This is a genomic window from Atopobium sp. oral taxon 810 str. F0209, assembly GCF_000466405.1.
Lineage (GTDB): Bacteria > Actinomycetota > Coriobacteriia > Coriobacteriales > Atopobiaceae > Olegusella.
Map to the genome: position 1 here is coordinate 37,627 of NZ_KE952962.1, position 6,588 is coordinate 44,214.

The following is a 6,588-nucleotide window of genomic DNA, read 5'->3' on the forward strand; positions in this document are numbered from 1 at the left end:
AGTCGACGCCACACCCGGCTTGCAACAAAGTCAACTAGCTGTGTCAGCGGTTCTTACCGTGGCAATTCTTGAATTTTTTACCAGAGCCGCAAGGACAAGGATCATTGCGACCAACACCTGCGTAGGGATCATCGCTTTTGCGATAGGTGGCAGGCTTTGCATCTGCATGCGGATTTGACGAAGAATGGCGAGCGTGGCGCATTGTTGTGCTGCCATTATCTCCATCTACCTCAGAAGGGCCAGAGAAATGTGCACCGCGCAAGGTCTCGGGTTCTTCGGCTGCAGGCTGCGCGACGGGCTGGGTGGGAGCCTGGCGAATCTGTAGGCGCAGGATGGTACGAAGGAAGTCCTCGTACATCGTATTCACCAGATTGGTAAAAGCAGCATAGGCCTCGCTTTTGTATTCCACCAACGGATCACGCTGACCATAGCCACGCAAACCAATGCCAGTCCTGAGGTAATCCATGTCTTGCAGATAGCCCATCCAGCGAGTATCAATTACGCGCAGCATAACTTGCATAGAGAGCGCTTTGAGCACCTCGTCGCCAAGGGTATCCGCTTTACGCTGGTAGCAATCACTCACAAAAGCACAAACTTTTTCCTCAAGCTCATCGATATCAAGCTCGCCATCAGTTACCGGCGTATCCTCACGGCCCGTTAATTGTTCAATCCAAGAGCGTAGACCGCCTAGATCCCAGGTTTCGGGTTCAGCATCAGCAGGACAAAGCTCTGCTACCACCCTATTGACCGTGCTCTCAGTAACCTCATTGACATGAGCAACCAAGTCTTTGCCATCCAGAATCTTATTGCGCTCCTCGTAGATGACTTGGCGCTGCTTGTTCATAACGTCGTCGTAGTCAAGGACGTTCTTGCGCATTGCGTAATTGACTTCCTCAACCTTGCGCTGGGCACCCTCAACCGCCTTGGACACCATACGATGTTGAATGGGTGTACTGGGAGGCAAGTCCGCCTTGGTCATCAAAGCAGAAATCTGATCCATGCGGTTGCCGCCAAAGAGGCGCATTAGATCATCTTCAAGTGAGAGGTAGAACTGCGTCTCACCAGGATCACCCTGACGACCAGCACGGCCGCGGAGCTGGTTGTCGATACGACGGCTCTCATGACGCTCAGTACCAATAACACAAAGGCCGCCTGCTGCAAGTACGTGCTCGCGTTCAATCTCGCAAACTTTCTTTGCTTCTGCGGTGGCCGCAGCAAGCTGCTCGGCGCACACTTCTTCAGGATCAATACCCTGCTCACGCAGAGATTCCTTAGCCATCTCTTCGGGGTTACCGCCGAGCAAAATGTCTGTACCACGACCTGCCATGTTAGTAGCAATGGTAACAGCACCTTCGCGGCCAGCTTGGGCAACAATCTGTGCTTCGCGCTCATGGAATTTTGCGTTAAGAACCTCATGACGAATGCCACGTTTGCTTAACGTGCGAGACAAACGCTCGGAACTCTCGATAGAAACCGTACCCACCAGACAGGGCTGACCATGAGCATGACGCTCCTCAACCTCATCGGCTACCGCATCAAACTTTGCATTGACCGTCTGATAAATCAGATCGTCGTGATCTTTACGGATGACGGGTTTGTTGGGTGGAATAGCCTGAACGGGCAGCTTGTAAATCTCGCGAAACTCAGTATCTTCTGTGACAGCTGTACCCGTCATACCCGAGAGCTTCTCGTATAGGCGGAAATAGTTCTGCAGGGTAATGGTTGCAATGGTTTGGTTTTCCTCGCGGACAGCAACGCCTTCCTTGGCCTCAACTGCCTGATGCAAGCCTTCGGACCAACGACGACCTTCCATGATACGGCCCGTGAATTCGTCAACAATCTTGACCTCACCATCCATCACGACATAATCTTTGTCGCGATGGAACATATACTGCGCCTTGAGTGCCTGCTGCAAATGATTGACCAGCTGGCCAGACATATCAGCATAAATATCATCGATACCCAGCGCGCGTTCAACCTTTTTAAGACCACGATCGGTCACAGTAATAGTGCGCTTTGCTTCATCCATGACATAGTCGCCTGTAGGCTCGGGCTTTTCACCTGTCAGCGGATCAGCTGGTGCTTCTTCACCACGAATCAAGCCGCGAACAGCGCGAGCAAAATCCTTATAGGTATTGGCTGACTTGGTACCTGCGCCCGAGATAATCAGAGGCGTGCGCGCCTCATCAATGAGAATGGAGTCAACCTCATCGACAATGGCAAAATGATGACCACGTTGGACTCGCTGGTCAGCACGCATCACCATGTTGTCACGTAGGTAGTCAAAGCCAAACTCAGAGTTGGTGCCATAGGTAACATCAGCGTTATAAGCAGGCTTCTTGAGCGCGGGCAACATGCCATTTTGCAACAAGCCCACATTCATACCTAGATAGCGATACACACGACCCATCCATTCGGAGTCTCGCTTTGCTAGATAGTCGTTAACGGTAACGATGTGGACACCATTGCCTGCAAGTGCATTAAGGTAGCCTGCCAGCGTAGAGACAAGCGTCTTGCCCTCACCTGTCTTCATTTCGGCAATCATGCCTCGATGCAAGGCAATACCACCGATGATTTGCACGTCAAAATGACGCATACCCATCGAACGTTTAGACGCCTCACGCACAACCGCAAAGGCATCAGGGAGCAAATCATCGAGACTCTCGCCCTGCTCAATACGCTCCTTAAAGAGCGCTGTTTGGGACTTGAGCTCAGAGTCGTCCATTGCTTGATATGTTGACTCGCGATCATTCACGAGCGCAGCGATTTTCTCGAGCTCGCGAAGCTGCTTATTGGCTCCGCGGCTGAGGAGACTGGAGAAGAAGTTTGGCATACGCGCCTTTCGTAAGCCCGAGACCCTAGGGTCATCCAATTTCTCAAACGAGCACTAAGGTATCGCGTCTTGGACACCTATGCGACCCACAACGCGCGTTCCCATCAAATAAGCGCTTTCATCACGCAATTTCTTCGTTCTTATGACGTTAATTTGACTATTTTGTGTTCCAAATCATGCTCCTATGTCATCTTCACGAGCAATATGGTTATGAGAGGACTGCTTGGGCTCTGGTATGAGATCGGCAACAAGTCGCCTGAGTTCGCGAGAAGGCGGTAGTCCTGTTGAGCCAACAACCCTGCTGCAGAAACGTAGATACGCATCGCGCGCATCTCCCGAACGACCCGCTGCCGCAAGAGCTTCAATGAGCACCGTAACAGCATCTTCGCGGTCACGTTGCGCCGAGACGGCACTACGCGCAAACTGTATGGCAAGTTGCAATTTCCCCTGGAGAAGTGCTGTACGAGAACCAGTAACCATTGTGGCAACAAACATCGAACGAAGATTTTCTGCTCGCAAGCTAAGCCATGGCTCAGGGTTTATGGTTGTCACATCCATATCACCTAGATAAAGGTCACGAGCCTCACAAGCTGCATTAATTACCTCATCTGCAATTCCATCATTTACCGCACAACTATGAGCTGCTTCTACAAAACGATCGATATCACAAATAACCACCTCGGGGTTAAGTGCTACGGTGCCATCTGCCTTATTTGTCAAAAAGGGTTCAAAGCCGCGATAGCGCGACTCCATTGCCTTGCGTGCACCAGATATAGCCTCGTAGAGCCTTTGTATACCCACCTCTAGAGTTGCATCAGGCCAAATTTGATTTGCCAGTTCTACACGACGCATACGATGATTCTCTTTTGCCGCGAGCAGGGCAAGCAACACTTTTGACTGACGCCGATTAAACTTTCGCATCTCAATGGGATGACCATCAACACTAACAGAGAGTCCACCCAATAGATTGATAACAACGTGGTAATGTGGCTGCTCAGCGGTGTGCGAGCCTTGCGATAAGTGAGAACTATCTGTCCGGGCAGGAGGGATACTATGGCGTGTGGCTGCAACAGAAATTGTTTTTTGAGTAGAAGCTGAGAGTGGCGGCAGCGCCGCAATCCAGTGTCTAGGCATCTTGAGTCTACAAAGTTGGGAGATCTCTGCACAACCGTTGATAAGCCAACTGACTAGCCACAACGCATCACTTTGCAATTTGCCCCAACTGAGCACCTGCAACTCAATCTTATGTGTCTTTTCATCCTGTGGGCAAGAAGACTCAATATGAAAACTACCATTCGCTATAACGTCAGCACCAAACGAAAGTAATAGATGGGCAAGGTCATGAGGAATGCTTTTCTCATCTTTCTTTTCTGCCATGCAGCGCAGTGGTTCCGCGTCTCCAGCGAGCGCCGCAATAACAGCCTCAACCAGTCGCGCGCAGCTATCTATATAGTCAAACTCACATGGCTGTGCCAGATCAACTGCCCGTTGCGCTCTTACATGTGCGCTCGACAGATTGCCATTCCTCAACTCACTAAGTGCCAAAGCTAGAGAAAACACCGTTCGCAGCATACGATCGCCCATACTCTCCGCTCGTGCTGCTGCACGCTCTAAGCGGCCTGAGCTACAAGAGCCGCCAGCAATCGCCACCAACTCACTTACTGCAAGTTGATAGTCCATCAAGCGTTGTGATCTGCTATGAGCTAGTGTTTGTTCCACCTTGACAAGCAGCGCTTTAAGCTCGTCTCCTACGGGCTCGCCGCCAAAAGCGGTCGCAAGTGCCAAATCATTAATCAGCAACATCTCAACCAGACTCTTGCAATTTGGCTGCGCCGACTCTTCGGTAAAGCGCGCAAGAACTCGATGAAACTGACCCTCAAAAAGCAGCTGTCTCAGCTCGAGATGCAACAACAGCTCTGGATACACTTTTGCTGCTTTTTCATGTATGCCTACAAGCTTATCTCCCATAGCAAGACTACGGCCCTGCGCAAGCATACGTAACAACAGCGCCGAATTGCTACAAAACTGCGGTTTCATCCGCTTCGTTTTCTGCTTGTTTAACACTGCCGCAAAGGCTTGACGAGCTACAATCTGCTTTTGCTCAATCAAGGCATATGCAGCAGCACTTTCCAAGTAGCCCACTTCTTCTTTCATAAAAAGTTGTCGAGCTGCTGCAAGACAGTCTTTGATAACACCCAATGCCCCCGCTGCACAAAGCTCGGCTCCCCAAGGCATAAGCAGCTTGCTTCGACTATCTGTTGTGGGAAGCAGAGCACCGCAGATGCCAGCGCGCACAAAGTTGCGACTTCGACACAACACACTAAAGACCTGCTCAACAATGTCAGCATAAAATCCTGCATACTGCCGCAGACTCGGAAAACAAAGCCGAAAAAGTGAAATATCGTCAATTCCCGCGCAACAAAATGTGCCCGTATAAACATTGACTTGAAAGAAAGGAGCTTCCGCCTGCATCCAAGCAAGGGTTTCATCGTCGGCTGTTGGAAGTATTTGACGAAGTTGCTCAAAATTACCTGAACCAAGCAGCATCATTGCATAGCGAATGCGTAGCTCTGATAGAGGTATTCCATTGCGCAAGGACATCATGACAATGCGCTGAAGCGATTCGAGATAGCGTGGAGCATATAAATCTACCCCATGCGCAAGCGCACGTGCAAGCAATGGAATGCCATTGGTCATACTCCAAGCTCGCCGCGCCAAATCACTAGGTTGTAGTGGCATGCGGTAAAGCAATTCACGACCAGCAAGCACATACGCTTCTGGAAGCTCCTCGCAGAGCTGCTCTGCTTCTGGACAAAGTGTTATCAGTATGGTGACTCCCTCTACAGCAGCAGCCCGTATAAGCTCTGCGGCCTTACCAATCGTCTCTTCATCAAGGGCAGGGAAATCATCAAATAGTACGCAGACTAACTGATCTTTCTGCTTGCGGGCTGTAGTCCTAGCTTTGCAGAGCGTGCTTTCAAGTCTATTAGCAAGTTCGTGAGAATTGGCTTTGAGAAAGGCAAGTAAAGGTTGAGGAGCATCTGAAGATCGACGCTGAATCAGACGCTTTGCAAGTTGAGTTTTCATAAGCCCTGGCTCGCCCACGATGAGCACAATATCGCTTCGAGATAACTCTGGTGGAGCCATTGGAGGTAAGAGAGGACTTCTCTTATCTACAGACTCAACAACGTCCTCAGCCACAACAAGACTCGAGCTGGCACCATACACATCCATAGGGTTCTCCTTCTTCTAAACAATCAGATTCGGGAATTCGATTGTTCCTGAAGAAGTTACTTGTCAAATTCTCGCACTGCACAAGAGGTCACTTTCGCTGCATAAGATGCAAAAGTTCAAGAGATACCCACAATCCTGCCAAGCTTGCAGCAGTCTGCAGCCAAGTTTGCGCCAAGCGTACACAAACAACGCAACGTGCCTTGGTGTATGAGGACGTCCATGCGCGTTTGACATTTTCCGCAAGGTATAGGAATATTTCACAAAATATCTATACAGAGGATATCTATGTATATTCATAGACTCAAACAAGCATTAAGACAGCATCACCAGTTTTTGCCCACGCTCTTAGACTTCACAGCGAATTTGGGCCGACTGGTGATAACTGTTTGAACGTAACTTATATCTTGTTAAGGAAAAGCCATGATAGGTTCGGCAGAGCTAATAGTCATACTAGGGTACTTTCTTGTACCTCTTATTTTATTGGTAATTACCCTCCTAGCCCTCTATTTCGTAGTCAGAAA

General features: G+C 49.8%; 2 protein-coding genes. Both read right to left on the bottom strand.

The window, feature by feature from the left end; all coding sequences use genetic code 11:
• Positions 1-43: 43 nt before the first annotated feature.
• On the bottom strand, positions 44-2,833 hold the full coding sequence (secA, locus tag HMPREF9069_RS06990; protein ID WP_021626518.1) for a preprotein translocase subunit SecA: 2,790 nt from the start codon (positions 2,831-2,833) through the stop codon (positions 44-46).
• A 174-nt stretch (positions 2,834-3,007) separates the two neighbouring features.
• A complete protein-coding gene (locus HMPREF9069_RS06995; protein ID WP_021626519.1) occupies positions 3,008-6,067 on the bottom strand; it encodes an AfsR/SARP family transcriptional regulator in 3,060 nt (1,019 codons plus the stop codon).
• Between the last annotated feature and the right edge of the window lie 521 nt (positions 6,068-6,588).